This is a genomic window from Pseudomonas sp. NIBRBAC000502773 (assembly GCF_006517195.1).
GTDB classification, from domain to species: domain Bacteria; phylum Pseudomonadota; class Gammaproteobacteria; order Pseudomonadales; family Pseudomonadaceae; genus Aquipseudomonas; species Aquipseudomonas marginalis.
Window position 1 is genome coordinate 4609086 of the sequence record NZ_CP041189.1, and the last position, 13911, is coordinate 4622996.

At 63.0% G+C, this 13911-nt stretch carries 12 protein-coding genes and 1 pseudogene; 9 read left to right on the forward strand and 4 right to left on the reverse strand.

What is annotated here, in order from left to right; genetic code table 11:
* Positions 1 to 125: 125 nt before the first annotated feature.
* The 3 genes from NIBR502773_RS21200 to NIBR502773_RS21210 are packed head-to-tail and all read left to right on the forward strand — an operon-like array spanning position 126 to position 1824.
* Entirely contained in the window at positions 126 to 1046 is a 921-nt protein-coding gene (locus NIBR502773_RS21200; protein ID WP_065926599.1) for an arginase, read from the forward strand.
* A complete protein-coding gene (locus NIBR502773_RS21205) occupies positions 1043 to 1423 on the forward strand; it encodes a transporter (RefSeq protein ID WP_027604613.1) in 381 nt (126 codons plus the stop codon). The genes NIBR502773_RS21200 and NIBR502773_RS21205 overlap by 4 nt, the downstream gene beginning before the upstream one ends.
* The gene (locus NIBR502773_RS21210) at positions 1420 to 1824 is read left to right on the forward strand and encodes an EamA family transporter (RefSeq protein ID WP_065926540.1); all 405 of its coding nucleotides are present in this window, start codon (positions 1420 to 1422) and stop codon (positions 1822 to 1824) included. The genes NIBR502773_RS21205 and NIBR502773_RS21210 overlap by 4 nt, the downstream gene beginning before the upstream one ends.
* A gap of 51 nt (positions 1825 to 1875) precedes the next feature.
* Here the strand turns inward: NIBR502773_RS21210 and NIBR502773_RS21215 are convergent, their stop codons facing one another.
* A complete protein-coding gene (locus NIBR502773_RS21215) occupies positions 1876 to 2646 on the reverse strand; it encodes a MipA/OmpV family protein (protein WP_141156874.1) in 771 nt (256 codons plus the stop codon).
* A gap of 226 nt (positions 2647 to 2872) precedes the next feature.
* Here NIBR502773_RS21215 and NIBR502773_RS21220 point away from each other — a divergent pair, with 226 nt between their 5' ends.
* The 6 genes and pseudogenes from NIBR502773_RS21220 to NIBR502773_RS21245 all read left to right on the forward strand — a co-directional run bounded on the left by NIBR502773_RS21220 (position 2873) and on the right by NIBR502773_RS21245 (position 10277).
* Positions 2873 to 3577 (forward strand): MtnX-like HAD-IB family phosphatase, encoded by a 705-nt coding sequence (locus NIBR502773_RS21220; RefSeq protein ID WP_027604610.1) that lies wholly within the window; start codon positions 2873 to 2875, stop codon positions 3575 to 3577.
* Positions 3570 to 4964, forward strand: coding sequence for an aspartate aminotransferase family protein (locus NIBR502773_RS21225; protein WP_065938687.1), 1395 nt, complete (start codon positions 3570 to 3572; stop codon positions 4962 to 4964). The genes NIBR502773_RS21220 and NIBR502773_RS21225 overlap by 8 nt, the downstream gene beginning before the upstream one ends.
* Positions 4961 to 5899, forward strand: a complete 939-nt coding sequence (locus NIBR502773_RS21230) for a carboxylesterase (protein WP_141156875.1) — start codon at positions 4961 to 4963, stop codon at positions 5897 to 5899. Before NIBR502773_RS21225 ends, NIBR502773_RS21230 begins: the two co-directional genes overlap by 4 nt.
* Positions 5900 to 5997: 98 nt before the next feature.
* Positions 5998 to 7122: a GNAT family N-acetyltransferase gene (locus NIBR502773_RS21235; protein ID WP_141156876.1), complete on the forward strand. Its 1125-nt coding sequence runs from the start codon at positions 5998 to 6000 to the stop codon at positions 7120 to 7122.
* Entirely contained in the window at positions 7122 to 8891 is a 1770-nt protein-coding gene (locus NIBR502773_RS21240; protein ID WP_115487718.1) for a HAMP domain-containing sensor histidine kinase, read from the forward strand. Before NIBR502773_RS21235 ends, NIBR502773_RS21240 begins: the two co-directional genes overlap by 1 nt.
* Positions 8881 to 10277, forward strand: a pseudogene (locus tag NIBR502773_RS21245) (sigma-54-dependent transcriptional regulator). The gene NIBR502773_RS21240 and the pseudogene NIBR502773_RS21245 overlap by 11 nt, the downstream one beginning before the upstream one ends.
* 49 nt (positions 10278 to 10326) lie before the next feature.
* Here the strand turns inward: NIBR502773_RS21245 and NIBR502773_RS21250 are convergent.
* Genes NIBR502773_RS21250 through NIBR502773_RS21260 form a run of 3 tightly spaced genes read right to left on the reverse strand, consistent with a single transcriptional unit; the run spans position 10327 to position 13900 of the window.
* Positions 10327 to 10665 (reverse strand): GlpM family protein, encoded by a 339-nt coding sequence (locus tag NIBR502773_RS21250; protein ID WP_141156877.1) that lies wholly within the window; start codon positions 10663 to 10665, stop codon positions 10327 to 10329.
* Positions 10665 to 11945, reverse strand: a complete 1281-nt coding sequence (locus tag NIBR502773_RS21255) for a sigma-54 dependent transcriptional regulator (RefSeq protein ID WP_242001049.1) — start codon at positions 11943 to 11945, stop codon at positions 10665 to 10667. Before NIBR502773_RS21255 ends, NIBR502773_RS21250 begins: the two co-directional genes overlap by 1 nt.
* A 53-nt stretch (positions 11946 to 11998) precedes the next feature.
* A complete protein-coding gene (locus NIBR502773_RS21260) occupies positions 11999 to 13900 on the reverse strand; it encodes a sensor histidine kinase (RefSeq protein ID WP_141156878.1) in 1902 nt (633 codons plus the stop codon).
* Positions 13901 to 13911: the final 11 nt, after the last annotated feature.

Here is a 13911-nt window from a genome sequence, read left to right on the forward strand (position 1 = left end):
CTTTGTTGACTGACACTCTGCTATCGGGAGCAAGCCCCCTCCCACATTTGTTTCTCACTGTCCTTGAGGTAAGCGCTGGCCCGCCCCTTGCATCGACCCCCTAAAGCCATAGGGGAAACATGACCTTGAACATTCTCGACCTCGACCACAGCCTCACCGGTCAGGCACCGATTGCCCGGCGTCTGGCCAGTGGCCGTGCCACGCGTATCGACCTGCTGGACCTGGGCCCGAAGCTGCGCCTGTGGTCCACCGAAAAAACCTGGAAGCGCTTCGCCGAACGCCTGGCCCGGCGGCCTCGGCCCACGGACGCGCGCCCGGAGATCCTGTTCGTCGGCTCCGGCGATTATCACCACCTGACGCCGGCATTTCTGGCCGACCTGAAAGAACCCATCAGCCTGATCCACTTCGACAACCATCCCGATTGGGTGCGCTTTGCGCCCAGGCGCCACTGTGGCTCGTGGGTCAACCGCGCACTGAACATGCCGGCGATCAAACGCATCGTCACCCTCGGCCCGTGCAGCGATGACCTGCATAACCCGCAACTGCGTGGCGGCAACCTCGGTGCCCTCAAGCGCGGGCGTTTGCAGCTGTTCCCTTGGCAGCACCCGCCGTCGAAAGTCTGGGGCCGGGTCGGCGATGGCGCCGGCCACCAGCAGCAGGAAAACCACCTGCACTGGCGCAACCTGGCGGAGCTGGACTGGCCGGCGTTTCTCGAGCAGATGATCGGCAGCCTGCCCACCGAAGCGATCTGGATCACCATCGACAAAGACGTGCTCGCCAGTGAAGACGCCGCCACCAACTGGGACCAGGGCGGCATGCGCCTGACCCACCTGCTGCAAGCCCTGCGGGCGTTGGCGGCGCGCAAGCGCATCATCGGCATCGACGTGTGCGGCGAGTTCGCCACGCCGGCGTTCAGCAACGCGTTCAAGCGTTGGGAAGCCAAGTCCGACCAGCCGCCCGCGGAGCGCTGGAGCCCGGAGGATCTGCAGCGCAACGCCGCCACCAATGAAGCCCTGATCGACCTGTTTGAGGAGCTGTTCCCGTGACCTTGACTGTGGTGTTGCTCGTGGCCTTTTCCATCGTGCTCGATGTGATCGGCCAACTGTGTTTCAAGCTCGGCCTGGACCGCTTGCCGGAGCTGGAGGGCGGTTTTCGCCTGAATGCGTTCTGGGGCCAGGTGTTCAATGCGCCGTTGCTGTGGGCGGGGATCGCCGCCTATGTGATCGAGTTTTTCGTGTGGCTCGAAGCGCTGTCTCGTGCGCCGTTGAGCCTGTTGTTCCCGGCAGCAGCGCTGGCTTATTGCGGGGTGGTGCTGGCCGGCAAGGTGGTACTGGGCGAAACCGTCAGCCGCCGTCGTTGGCTGGGCACGCTGGTGATTACCTTGGGTGTGATGCTGGTAGCGATTGCTGGGAGTCAGGCATGAGTACGCAAACGATGCATACCGGTTGGTTGCATGGGCGCCTCGGCACTGTGGTGCTGTGGGCCTTGCTGATCTGCACCGAGAGTGCCGGGCAGCTGTTTACCAAAGTTGCAGGGGACCAGCTGGGGCAGATGGATTTCAACTGGCAGTGGTTGTCCGAGGTGGCACGCAACCCGGGGATCCTGGCGGCGATCGCCAGTTACATCGGCGCGTTTTTCGTGTGGATGCTGATCCTGCGGCGCAGCAGCCTGTCCCTGGCGTTTCCGCTGAGTTCGCTGGTGTTTGTGGTGGTGTTGCTGGGTTCGTGGCTGGGGCTGGGGGAGCACATCAGCCCGCTGCATTGGGTGGGGGTGGCGGTGATTATCGGCGGAATCGCGCTGTTGGCCGAGGGCGAGGAAAACTGAAACACGGACCCATGTGGGAGGGGGCTTGCTCCCACATGTTGTCCGAAGTGATCAATCGAACGTGTAGCTGATCGCCGTCTGCACCTGGCCCTGATTCACGTCGCCCGTCTCCTTGACGATGCTGCTGTTGGCCGCCGAACCCACCAGGTGGATCCAGCTGGCGCTGGTCAGCAGCGACCAGTGGGAGGCCAGGGGGAACTCGAAGCTCTGGGTCAGCGTGAGGTTCTGGAAACCGCCGCTGGCGTTGTAGGGGCGAATGCCGGAGGCCGCGGATTCATTGGCGTCTACCCCGAAATAGGTTTGAGTCTGGCGCGCATCGGCGAAATTCGCCGCCAGGCCGCTGCTGCCGATAATCCCGCCACCCAGGGGGTAGCCCAGCTCGCCGCCGACCTTGCCCAGCGCGCCGCTCTGCGAATGCCCGCCGCCCACGGCCTGGCCCATTCGGGCGTACACGCGCCAGAAGTCGGCCGGCGCGTATTGGATGAAACCGCCCACTTCCGCCATGTCCGACACATTGCGCAGGCCTTGCAGCTCGCCGTTGGAGGTACGCCCCTGCAGGTAGTTGATATAGGGGCCGGCGGTAAAGCCGTTGCTGTTCAGGGCGCTCCAGGTCAGGCCGTCATCGGTGCTCAGGCTGACAGGGCCCCAGTCCAGGTCCAGGTAGGGCACAGGGCGGGTTTCGTAGCGGCTGCCGGTGGGGTCGTGGGGTTGATAACTGAGGCCTGCGCCGACTTCACCGGTGATCGGGTCCGCCAGGACACTACTGGAAAAGCCCCATAGTCCGAGTAAGCCGGCAAATACAGTCGCTGTAACCTTGAACATGGAGCGGTTTCCTTATCTGGACATGCGCGCATGAACGCGCGAAGGGCATCCCTTGCGCAAGCACTCATCTTGTTTGTAGCGAGCTACAAAAATTGTAGCTTGCACGACACATATCTCCACCGCTAACGCCAGAACCCCCAGCCCGGCTGGACTTCAGCCAGTTGGCACACTCCCTGCTCTACCCCTTGTGCAAGCGCACACAGCGCGCTCCTCAAGGTAAACGCAGATGATCCACTGGCATATCGTGTGTGACTTCGACGGGACCATTACCCCCACCGATGTCATCGACAACGTCCTCCAACGCTTCGCCGGCCCCGAGTGGGAAACCATCGAACAGGAATGGCTGGATGGGCATATCGGTTCCCGCGAATGCCTGAGCCGCCAACTGGCGCTGATCAAGGCCACCCCAAGTGAACTGCTGGCGTATTTCGACAGTGTCGAGATCGACCCGGATTTCCCCGACTTCGTCGATCACGTGCTCGGCCTGGGCGCTTCCCTCGAAGTGGTCAGCGACGGCATCGAACAGGGTATTGCGCGGATCCTGTCGCGCAACTACGTGACCTTGCTGCCGATCCTTGCCAACCGCCTGCGCCAGGTCGACCAGAACAGCTGGCGCATCGACTTCCCGTATGCCAGCGATGCCTGCCGTGCGGCGTCCGGCAACTGCAAGTGCAAATCCACCCCGCGCAACAAGCGCGTGCTGGTGATCGGCGACGGCAAGTCGGACATGTGCGTGGCCTCCACCGCCGACTTCGTATTTGCCAAAGGCAGCCTCGCCCAGTACTGCGCGGCCAACAACATCCCTCACGCGCGCTTCGACACCTTCGCCGAAGTGCCTGCGTTGCTGGCCCGCCTGCCTCAGGGCATCGCCGCCAACGCCACCACCTTCAACACCTCTTCTGACAATCAGGAACTCTTCCATCATGTCTGATATCCGCATCGCTACCGCCGAAGACCAGATCCTTCTGGATAAAGAAGCCAAGTATTGCTCCTACGGCGACACCGTTCACTACATCGAGCCACCGCGTATTTTCAGCCGTTGCGAAGGCTCCTACGTGTGGGACACCGAAGACCAGGCCTACCTCGACCTGCAAATGTGGTACTCGGCCGTCAACTTCGGCTACGCCAACCCGCGCCTGAACAACGCGCTGAAACAGCAGATCGACACCCTGCCGCAAATCGCCAGCCAGTACCTGCACAAAGGCAAGATCGAGCTGTCGGAAATGATCGCCGTGGACGCCAAGAAGAAATTCGGCCTCGACGGTCGCGTGCACTTCAACGTCGGCGGTTCGCAGTCGATCGAAGACTCCCTGAAGGTGGTGCGTAACGCCACCAACGGCAAAAGCCTGATGTTCGCCTTCGAAGGCGGCTACCACGGCCGGACCCTCGGCGCCTCGTCGATCACCTCCAGCTACCGCTACCGTCGCCGCTACGGCCACTTCGGCGAGCGTGCGCAGTTCATCCCGTTCCCGTACCACTTCCGCGGTCCCAAGGGCATGACCAAGGAAGAGTACGGCAGCCACTGCGTGCAGCAATTCGCGCGCCTGTTCGAGACCGAATACAACGGTGTGTGGGACCCGAAAGTCGGCCAGAGTGAATACGCTGCGTTCTACGTCGAGCCGATCCAGGGCACCGGCGGCTATGTGATCCCGCCGATGAACTTCTATCGCGAACTCAAGCAGGTACTGGACCAGCACGGCATCCTGATGGTGTCCGACGAAATCCAGATGGGCTTCTACCGCACCGGCAAACTCTGGTCCATCGAGCACTTCGACGTCCAACCGGACGTGATCGTCTTCGGCAAGGCGCTGACCAACGGCCTCAACCCACTGGGCGGCATCTGGGCCCGTGAAGAGTTGATCAACCCGAAGATCTTCCCGCCAGGTTCGACCCACTCCACGTTCGCCTCCAACCCATTGGGCACGGCGGTGGGCCTGGAAATGTTCAAGATGACCAACGAAGTCGACTACGGCGCGATGGTCATGGCCAAGGGCAAATTCTTCCTCGAAGGCCTGCAGGACCTGCAGAAACGTTTCCCGATCATCGGCGATGTCGATGGCCTGGGCCTGGCCCTGCGCTGCGAAATCTGCGGCCCGGACGGCTTCACGCCGGACAAGGCGACCCTGGACTACATGGTCGAAGAAGGCATGAAAGGCGACATGGTCGTCGATGGCCGCAAACTCGGCCTGATCCTCGACGTGGGCGGCTACTACAAAAACGTGATCACCCTGGCACCGTCCCTGGAAATCAGCTACCCGGAAATCGAACTGGGCCTGAAGCTGCTCGAGCAACTGCTGGTACGGGCGACCCAACGGTGAGCGCCGCCGGGATCGACCTCGGTGAAGGCAGCGCCGGTTTCGTTCTCGGTGAAGGTCCGGTCGGGATCCTGTTGATCCACGGCCTGACCGGCACCCCGACGGAATTGCGCCAGGTCGCCAAGGGCCTGGCCAAGGCGGGTAACTGCACGGTGTACGTGCCCACCCTGGCCGGGCACTGTGGTGACAACAGCGACCTGCAGGCCACCGGCTGGCTGGACTGGTACGAAGGCGTGCGCAAGACCTTCGTACAGGTCAGGCAACGTCATGAACAGGTGTTTGTCGGTGGCTTGTCCATGGGCGCGGTGATGTCGATGTACGTGGCCGCCGAGCACCCTGGGCAAGTTGCCGGGCTGTTGATGTATTCCACCACCCTCAAGTACGACGGCTGGAGCATCAACAAGCTGGCGTTCCTCACGCCGTTGCTGATGAAAATTCCGTTCGGCGTGCACATCTGCCGCTTCGAAGAGAAGCCGCCCTACGGCATCAAGAACGAACGTCTGCGGGCAATCGTCGAGCGGCAGATGAAGGAAGGGCAGAGCAGCGAAGCCGGTTTGCTGACCATGGAAGGCATCACGGTGCGCGAATTGCACCGCATGAACGCCGTGGTCAGGAAGCGCATGCCCAAGGTCAAGGTGCCGGCCCTGGTGCTGCACTCCCTCGAGGACGACATCACCAGCCGCTGGAACGCCGATTACGTGGAGCGCCACCTGGGCGGCCCGGTGACCAAGATCCTGCTGGACAACTGCTACCACATGATCACCGTCGACCTGCAATACCGCCGGGTGATCGAGTTGAGTGCCGACTTTGTCGAACGGCACACCGCGTTTGTGGACGCCGGCTTACTTTGTGGTGAGCGGGCTTGTTGTGGTGAGCGGGCTTGCCCCGCGCCGGGCGGCGAAGCCGCCCCATCACTGACACTGCATGCGTCCAGTTAGAACTGAGGTGCCTGGGTTTGGGGCGGCTTCGCCGCCCAGCGCGGGGCAAGCCCGCTCACCACAAGATGTCGCTCGCCAGCCATAACAAGGGAAACGATGTGATCACCACCCAAGCCTTCCCGTCCATCCGGGCCCTCCAGCGTAGCGCCTGGAACGACTGTTTTCCCGGTGCCCTGGAAGACTGGGATTATTACGTCGCCGTGGAAAACGCCGCCATCGATGATTTCCAATGGCGCTACCTGGCGGTTTACGACGATGGAACGCTGGTGGCCGTGGCCGCCGCCTTCATCACCCATTATCGCCTCGACACCACGGTGTCGGGCGCCGGCAAGCGTTTGGCCGAACGTGTGGAGCGGCTGTGGCCGGGTGTTTTGCAATTGGGCTTGTATGCCATTGGCTCCCCGGTGGCCGAGCGTTGCGACGCCGGGGTGGCCAGTGGCGTACCCGAGTCGCGTCGTCCGTTGTTGCTCAAACACTTGCTGGAAGCCGCGCGCCAGGATGCCGATGACTTCGGTATCGGCCTGCTGGCGGTCAAGGATGCACCCAGCCAGGATCCCCATTGGCTCGACAGTTGCCGGGGGGCGGGTTTTCAAAGCATGCCGGGCTTGCCCACCGGGGTGTTGCCGCTGCCATACGGCTCGGTGGACGCCTACCTCGGCTCGCTGGGCAAATCCACCCGCAAGGACTTGCGCCGCAAGCTGCGTGCACCTGGACCGCGGGTGGAGTGGCGCGGCAATATCGACGACGTGCTGCCCGAGATCATGCGCCTGTATGAAGCCACGCTGACGCGCGCCGAGTTGCAGTTCGAACGCCTGCCTGCCGGCTATTTCACCGGCGTGCTGGAACGTCTTGGCGATCGCGCCGTCTGTGTTCTTTACTGGGTCGACGAGCAGTTGGTGGCGTTCAACCTGCTGCTGCTGGACGAGCACCGGCTGGTGGACAAGTTTTTCGCCCATGACGTTGCGTTCACCCGTGACTACAACCTGTACTTCCGCAGTTGGCTGACCAACGTCGACTACTGTATTCAACACAATATTGCGGTGTATGAGTGCGGCCAGGCCGGCTATGCCAGTAAGCTGCGCCTGGGCTGCGAGTTCCAGGGCAACAGTGTGTTTTTCCGCCACCGCAACCGGCTGGTCAACGGCCTGCTCGCGCTTGTAAAACTGTTTATTCGACCGGATCGTTCCGACCCTGCCATGGCTGCTGCGATAAGCGAAACCTGATGATCACCAAGACCCGCCAGAAAGCCCGCCCCTTTGCCATTTCGCGCTGGAGCGTCCAGCGCAAGCTGGTGCTGGCGTTCTGGCTGGTCAGCGTGATTCCCACCATGATCGCGGCGGAGCTGGCGGCGACCACGCTGTCGCAGATTTTCGACAGCAACGTGCGTATCTGGCTGCAGGAATCGACCAAGATCGTCAAGGACGAGATCGGCGACATCCTTCACGACAACGCGCGCATGGCCAAGCTGTTCCTGCGTTACACCAGCCCGCCCTCGAGCCGGCAGGCGGCCAAGCATGACCGGCTGACCGCAGACATCGCCGATGCCACCGACATCGACGTGGTGGCGCTGATCCGCACCAGCGATCAAAAAGTGGTGTTCAGCACGGCCTCCGATGACATCGTCAAACAGATCAGCCTGACCAGCAATGCGGTGCTGCAGACCGTACAAGTGGCGGGGGTGAGCACCGGGATTGTGGTCTCGACCTTCGAAACCAGCCAGGACGGGGTCGACTACCGCCTGTTGGTGGCGACCTACCTGGACAGCAGCTTTCTCACCAGCGTGGCCGATGTGCATTCCCTCGACCTGCGCCTGTACCTGGCCAACCCCGAGGGGTTCTCGGAGATATTTTCGACCCAGCGCTTCGTGGACCATCCTGCGCGCATTCCGAAAAGTGTCGAGACCGCGATGCGCAGTACCAAGCAGCCCAGCGAGCAGTTCACCAACAGCTACAGCGGGCTGTACTGGCCGATCTTCAACGACGCCGGTGACCTCCAAGGCGTGATTTTCAGCGGCCTGCTGCGCCATACCAGCCTGGTGGGGCTGGTGAACCAGAGCAATCTGTTCGTGCTGATTTTCCTGCTCAGCTCGGCGCTGTCCCTGGCGGCGGGGGTGCTGGTGTCACGGCGCCTGACCAAGCCGTTGCGGGACTTGTCCGAAGGCGTGGGTGCGGTGATCTCAGGCAACTACACGCACCGCGTGCTGGTCAGTGGCGGCGATGAACTGGCGCAATTGAGCAGCACCTTCAACCATATGACCGAGCGCCTGGGCGAGCTGCACCACCTCGAAGCCCAACTGCGCCGGCGCGATCGCCTGCATGCCCTGGGCGAAGTCGCCATGGGCCTGGCCCATGAGATCCGTAACCCGTTGGGCATCATCAAGACGGCCACCCAGTTGTTGCACCGCCGCGTTGACCTGCCGGACGCCGACAAGCGCCACCTGGAATATGTGATCAGCGAAGTCAGCCGCATCAATGACTTGATCACCGAGTTCCTCGACTTTGCCAAACCCAACCCACCGTTGCGCGTGCTGCAGCCGGCCCGTCCGCTGGTGGAGGAGATCCTGGGCTTCTGCGCGCCGGAACTGGCCACCCATAACATCGACGCGCAGATCGACGACCAGGCACCGGGGGCGACGATCTACGCCGATGCCAAGCAACTCAAGCAGGCCTGCCTCAACCTGATTCTCAACGCCATCGATGCCATGCCTGAAGGCGGGCGCCTGACCCTGGGGATTCGCAGCGAGGGCGACAACACCGTCATCGCCATCGCCGACACCGGCCAGGGCATCGCGCCGGAGATGATCGAGCGCATCTTTACGCCATTCGTCACCACCAAGGCCTCGGGCACGGGCCTGGGCCTGGCCAAAGTCTATTCGATCATGGAAAGTCACGACGGCAGCATCGAATGCGCCAGCGAAAACGATGCCGGCGCCACCTTCAGCCTGTACATTCCAGCGACAGGCGAAGACGACGAGGAGAGTCATGACGCATAACATTCTGGTAGTCGACGACGAACCCAAGCTCTGCGACCTGCTGGCGTCGGCCCTGGGTCAGAACAACGTGCAGGTGTTCATTGCGGGCAACGGCCTGCATGCGCTCAAGGTGCTGGAACAGGAAGACATCGACCTGGTGATCAGTGACTGGCGCATGCCGGGCATGGACGGGCCGGCCTTGCTGGCCGAGATCAAGGTGCGTTACCCCCATGTGCCGGTGATCGTGATGACCGCCTACAGCACGGTGAAAAACGCCGTGCAGTCGATGCGCAACGGGGCCTACGACTACATTGCCAAACCGTTCGATATCGACGAGCTGGACATCACCGTGGCCAAGGCCCTGCAGTTTCGCGACATCATGCGCGACAACGCGCGCCTGCGCGCCGAGCTGGATGAACAGGCGCAGTTCGACAGCCTGGTGGGCGACAGCCCGGCGTTTCGCAAGGTGCTGCAGGCGGTGGATTCGGTGCGCGACAGCAGCACCACCATCCTGCTGACCGGCGAAAGCGGCACCGGCAAGGAAATGGTCGCCCGCGCCATCCACAAGCACGGCAGCCGTGCCGACAAGCCGTTTGTGGCGGTCAACTGCGCGGCGATCCCCGAAGGGCTGCTGGAAAGCGAAATGTTCGGCCATCGCAAGGGCGCGTTTACCGGCGCCGTGTCTGACCGGGTCGGGCGCTTCCAGCAGGCCGACAAGGGCACGCTGTTTCTCGATGAAGTGGGCGATATGCCCCTGGCATTGCAGGCCAAGATCCTGCGCGCCTTGCAGGAGCGGGTGATCGAGCCGGTGGGCGACCCCGCGAGCGCAAGGTGGATGTGCGGGTGATCGCCGCCACCAACAAGAACCTGCTGGAGGCGGTGGCCAACAAGGAGTTTCGCGAAGACCTGTATTACCGCCTCAATGTGTTCCCAATCCCGCTGCCGGCCCTGCGTGAACGCGTGGAAGACATCGCGCCCCTGGCCCGTCACTTTGCCCGGACCCTCAGCGCCACTGCCGGCAAGCGTATTACCGGCTTCAGCCCTGAAGCGTTGCAGGCCATGGCCGCGTATCACTGGCCGGGCAATATCCGTGAGCTGCAAAACTGTGTGGAGCGCGCGACCATCGTGGCCGCCACGCCTGTGATCGAAGACATTGATTTGCCGGGCTATCTGTTTGCTTCCAAACCCAGCGAAGGTAGCGTGACCGCGATCCTCAGCGACGGGCCGGGGATTCCCCAGGACCTGGATGCGGCGCTGGCGGAGGTGGAGAAAGCCTACATCCTGGCCGCCTTGCAGGAGAGCAACGGCGTGCAGGCTGCGGCGGCGGCGAAGATCGGGATTTCTGAGCGCAGTTTCTGGTATCGCTTGAAGAAGCTGGGCATCCAGGTCGACAAGATTGTCCGCTGACACACCGCTATCGGGGGCAAGCCCCCTCCCACATTTGGATTGAGTGGTGTCAGGCGTGGACGCGTACCCACACGCTCACCAACACCGTCGCGGCCATCAGCCACGCTACCGCTGCGACGGCTAAAGAGGCCTCCAGCCGCATGCGGTCCACCATCACATACAACGTCCCCAAATACACAAAGTACGGAATGATCGACCACATCCCGAACAGGATGGTGGTCTTCAGGTCCTCCACCGAGCGGCCCTTGCCGACGATGTAGTGGGCGATCAGCGCAAAGGTCGGGAACAGCGGCACCAGCCCGGCTATGTAGTAGTTCCTGGTCTTGGCCAGCGCCGCCAGGATCAGCACCACCGCCGCGCCCAGGGCGGCTTTCAAAAAAAGATCCATCAGTGGCTCAACCCGTATTTCTTGACCTTGTCGAACAGGGTGGTCTTGGCCATGCCCAGTTCCTGGCTGGCCTGGGTCAGGTTGCCGCCGCTGCGTTGCAGGGCGTCGCTGAGCAGGTTGCGTTCAAACGCTTCCACCGCTTCGGTAAACGCCAGGCCTTGGCTGCCGCTGCTGGCCCCGCTTTTCTTGAAGGCGGGCAGGCCGAGGGCGAAGCGTTCGGCGACGTTGCGCAGTTCGCGTACGTTACCGGGCCAGTCGTGGCTCATCAGGCTGGACAGGGTCTGGTTGTCCAGTTCCGGCGCGGTGCGGTCAAAACGCAGCGACGACTGCTGCAGGAAGTGTTCGAACAGTTGCAGGATGTCTTCGCGGCGTTCGCGCAGGGGCGGCAGTTCCAGGGTCACCACGTTGAGGCGGTAGTACAGGTCGCTGCGGAACTGGCTGGCGCGGCTCAGTTCGTCGAGGTCGGACTTGGTGGCGGCGATCACCCGGCAATCCACGGCCACGCTCTGGTTCGAGCCCAGGCGTTCCAGGGTGCGCTCCTGCAGCACTCGCAGCAATTTGATCTGCAGGTTGATCGGCATGCTTTCCACTTCATCGAGGAACAGCGTGCCTTCATGGGCGTGTTCGATCTTGCCGATACGGCGCTTGCCGGCGCCGGTAAAGGCGTTGGCTTCGTGGCCGAAAATCTCGCTTTCGAACAGGTTCTCCGGCAGGCCGCCGCAGTTGAGGGCGACGAACTGGTGGGCGTGCCGGCGGCTGAAATCATGCAGGCAACGCGCGACCAGTTCCTTGCCGGTGCCGGTCTCGCCTTCGATCAGCACGTTGGCCGAGGTGTCCGCGACGTTGGCGATCAGCTCGCGCAGGTTCTGCATGGCCGGCGAGCGACCGATGATGCGGCCTTCCAGCGAATCCCGCTCAGCCAACTGGCGGCGCAGCGACCAGACTTCCCGCGCCAGCCCGCGTTGTTCCAGGGCGCGGCGGGCGACGTCGACCAGGCGCTCGGGGGAGAAGGGTTTCTCCATGAAGTCGTAGGCGCCATTGCGCATGGCGCCTACCGCCATGGAGATGTCGCCATGCCCGGTGATCAGCACCACCGGCAGGCTTTTATCCAGGGCCTTGAGACGGGTGAGCAGTTCCAGGCCGTCAATGCCCGGCAGGCGGATGTCGCTGATCACGATGCCGGCGAAGTTCTCGCCGATACGTTTCAATGCCTCCTCGGCACTGCCCACGCCCACGCTGGGGATATCTTCCAGCGCCAGGGCCTGTTGGCAGCCGAGCAGCACATGGGGGTCGTCTTCGACGATCAGCACGGTGAGGTCTTGAGGATCAATATTCATGTCGACTCAGCTTGTTGAGCGCCCACCAGCGGCAGGCTCAGGACAAAGGCAGTGCCACCGCCGGCCGGGTGCTCCACGGCGAGGGTGCCGCCGGTGGCTGCCGCGAGGCTGGCGGAGAGGGTCAGGCCCAGGCCCAGGCCTTGCTCGCCGGGTTTGGTGGTGAAGAAGGGTTCGAACAGATGCTTGCGCGCCTCGGCGTCGATGCCGTGGCCGTTGTCGCGCACCAGCAGGCGGTATTTGCCCTCGGCGGCGCTGCCTTCCAGCCACAACTCGGGAGCCGGTTGTGCCTGCATGGCGTCGAGGGCGTTGCCGATCAGGTTGACCAGGATCTGTTCCAGGCGCGTCTGGTCGATCTGCAATTGGGCCGGGGCAAAGTTACGGTGCAGGCTCAGCGGCAGGCTGTCCAGGCGTGGGCCGAGGACCTGGAACGCGGCGTCCACGGCCTTGGCCAGGCTGGCTTCGCCCTGGTCATCGCCGCGTCGGGCAAAGGAGCGCAGGCTGGCGGTGATACGGCCCATGCGGTCGATCAGTTCGTTGATGGTCTTGAGGTTGGCGCTGGCGGTGTCCAGCGCGCCGCGTTCGAGGAAGCGCACAGTGTTGCCGGACAAGGTGCGCAGCGCGGCCAACGGCTGGTTCAGTTCATGGGCGATGCTGGTGGACATCTGGCCGATGGCCGCCAGCTTGCCGGCCTGTACCAGTTCATCCTGGGCGCGGCGCAGGGTTTCCTCGGCCTGGCGCCGTTCGCGGATCTGGCCCTTGAGCCGCTCGTTGCTGGCGCGCAGGTCGGCGGTGCGTTCGGCGATCCGCCGTTCCAGCTGGCTGTTGGCTTCCTGCAAGGCTTCCCGCGCAGCGAGGCGGGTGGCGATGACTTTGCGCCGCTCGTTCCAGGCAATCAGCAAAAACGCGACGAGGCCAAACGCGACTGCCACCAGGATGCCCTGGTTGATCGCCGCGCGGCGCAGGTCGTTGAGCGGGGTGAGCAGGGTGAAATTCCACGGTGTGTCATTGAGTGGACGGGTTTGCGCCAGGTAGCTGACTTCGTGCTCGTCGTTGACCACTTCAGTGTTGGCCGGGAAGGTCAGCTTCTCGCTGCGTTCATTCAAGCGCTCACGGGCCAGGGGTTCCAGTTCGTTGAGCGTGGCCCAGTAATATTGCAGGCTGTGGGCCAGGCGATCCTTGGTCTCGTCGCTCAGCGGTCGCACCGCCTTAAGGCGTCGAGCCGGGTCGCTGGAGAGAATGATGATGCCGTTCTCGTCGCTCACAAAGGCTTCGAGGCGCGCGCGTTGCCAGCGCTCTTCCAGGGCTTCGAGGCGCACTTTTACCACCGCCACGCCGATGATCTTGCCGTGCTCTTCCAGGCCGTGGGCCAGGTAGTAGCCGGGTTCGCCGTTGGTGCTGCCGATGCCGTAGAAACGCCCGGGCTGGCCGCGCACGGCATTCTGGAAATAGGCGCGAAAGGACAGGTCTTCACCCTGGTAACTGTCGGCATCGCGCCAGTTACTGGTGGCCAGCACGCGGCCGGTGGTGTCCATCACGTAGATGGCCCGACTGCGACTGCGTCGGTTCAGGCCTTCGAGGTAGTCGTTGACCGTTTTTCGGGTTTCCTGGTTCGGCTCGGCCAGCAGCTTGGAGACGCTCGACTCCAGCTCCAGCAGGCTGGGCAGGTAGGTGTATTTGCTGATTTCACTCTCGACGGTGCGGGCATGCAGCTCCAGCTGGCGTTCGCCGTTGTCGCTGAGGGTGCGGATGCCGTAGTACTCACTGATCCAGAAGCCGATATAACCCAGGCCGATCATCAGGGCGATGATCAACGGCGGCAGGAACAGTTGGCGAATCAGACGAGGTTTCACGGCAAGTGATGGCGGTGCGGCGCGATAGAGGTTGGGGTCGCATTTCATCACAGATGCCT

What these genes read in the sequence shown, in the direction of transcription:
- NIBR502773_RS21260 (WP_141156878.1), bottom strand. Translation starts at nt 13,900, where the DNA reads ATGAAATGCGACCCCAACCTCTATCGCGCCGCACCGCCATCACTTGCC.
- NIBR502773_RS21215 (WP_141156874.1), bottom strand. Translation starts at nt 2,646, where the DNA reads ATGTTCAAGGTTACAGCGACTGTATTTGCCGGCTTACTCGGACTATGG.
- NIBR502773_RS21225 (WP_065938687.1), top strand. Translation starts at nt 3,570, where the DNA reads ATGTCTGATATCCGCATCGCTACCGCCGAAGACCAGATCCTTCTGGAT.
- NIBR502773_RS21250 (WP_141156877.1), bottom strand. Translation starts at nt 10,665, where the DNA reads ATGGATCTTTTTTTGAAAGCCGCCCTGGGCGCGGCGGTGGTGCTGATC.
- NIBR502773_RS21210 (WP_065926540.1), top strand. Translation starts at nt 1,420, where the DNA reads ATGAGTACGCAAACGATGCATACCGGTTGGTTGCATGGGCGCCTCGGC.
- NIBR502773_RS21220 (WP_027604610.1), top strand. Translation starts at nt 2,873, where the DNA reads ATGATCCACTGGCATATCGTGTGTGACTTCGACGGGACCATTACCCCC.
- NIBR502773_RS21240 (WP_115487718.1), top strand. Translation starts at nt 7,122, where the DNA reads ATGATCACCAAGACCCGCCAGAAAGCCCGCCCCTTTGCCATTTCGCGC.